This is a genomic window from Amycolatopsis decaplanina DSM 44594, from assembly GCF_000342005.1.
GTDB classification, from domain to species: Bacteria; Actinomycetota; Actinomycetes; order Mycobacteriales; family Pseudonocardiaceae; genus Amycolatopsis; species Amycolatopsis decaplanina.
Window position 1 is genome coordinate 1 of record NZ_AOHO01000042.1, and the last position, 1,169, is coordinate 1,169.

2 protein-coding genes are annotated in these 1,169 nt (G+C 72.1%); both read left to right on the top strand.

Going from position 1 to position 1,169, the window contains the following annotated elements:
• On the top strand, positions 1-514 hold a 514-nt coding region (locus tag H074_RS40700; RefSeq protein ID WP_007029626.1), incomplete at its 5' end, for a hypothetical protein.
• Positions 515-617: 103 nt separating this feature from the next.
• Positions 618-1,019 (top strand): hypothetical protein, encoded by a 402-nt coding sequence (locus H074_RS08535; protein ID WP_152521374.1) that lies wholly within the window; start codon positions 618-620, stop codon positions 1,017-1,019.
• Positions 1,020-1,169: the final 150 nt, after the last annotated feature.

The following is a 1,169-nucleotide window of genomic DNA, read 5'->3' on the forward strand; positions in this document are numbered from 1 at the left end:
CGGCCGCCGCGCCCTAGCCCGCTTCGAGACCGGCGCCCCGCATGGCGCGGTCCTGCAGAACGTCGTCGAACTCGCCGACGGCACGCTTGTGCTGGGCAACCGGCTGCTGCGCGGGCACGCCGCCGAGGCCGCCGCGGGGGAACTCGCCGCGCGGATCGCCGCCCGGGGCGGGGACGCCAGCCAGGTCGAGACCGGCGGCACCCCGCTCTACACCGCAACCGCGACCGCCGCCGACCGCGCCCGCCTGCACCAGGCCGCCATCGGCGCCTTCACCGACGCCCTCACCACCACCGACCCGGCGACCGCGCTGCGGGCCTGGGCGCACGGCGCCTACTGCCTCTACCAGGCACCCCGCACCAAAAAAGGCTCCGACGCCGTCGCCCGCGTCGTCCTGGTCGCGGTCGGCACGGTCGCGCTGGGCCGCGTGCCCCGGCTGCCGCACGACATCGACCTGCGCGGCTACATCGACGGCCAGGCCGCCTTCACCCGCGACCTGCGGGCCCTGCAGGACTGAGGCGATCCGGACGCACTTCCAGTACCCGGTCCCGCGACAGGTCCGGGGTACTGGCGGAGCCGCCCGGCTCAGCAGCCATTCCTTCCAGCGAACGGACATGCCCATGAACACAACGCTGTCTCCGAGGCGCTTGCCCAGCCCCGCTGTCCGGGCCGGGATCGGCAACGCCGCCACCAGCCTCCTCACGACCGGTCTCGTCCTGGCTGCGGCCGGACTGATCCGCCGACGGCGGCGTGACCACGCAGAGGCCCTGCTTAGGGCGGACGAAGCCTCCGCCTACGAGCACTTCGTGCGCGACTTCGGCCCGTGCTCCGAGCTGAGTGACACCCAGGTCGCGGCTCTCACCACCTACCTATCCGGCCGCATAGACCAGTACGTCCCGACCACGGTGGCCGAACTGCTGCGCGGCCTCGCCTGGAACTGGCACGACGAGAACGACGAACCCGACGAAGACCAGCCGCGCGTCCGGCACATCACCGCCCTCGTCGACGGCCTGGCCCGCTGACACCAGCACCGGTCCCCGGCCTTCCCCGAAGTGAGGTCGGCTGAACCGCATGTTCCCGTACACCACCAATAAGGAGAGTTCCGCAGTGTCCACATCCGACGTGGCGACGAAGTACACGGCCGACATGGTGCTGTTCACCGAGCGGCAGGG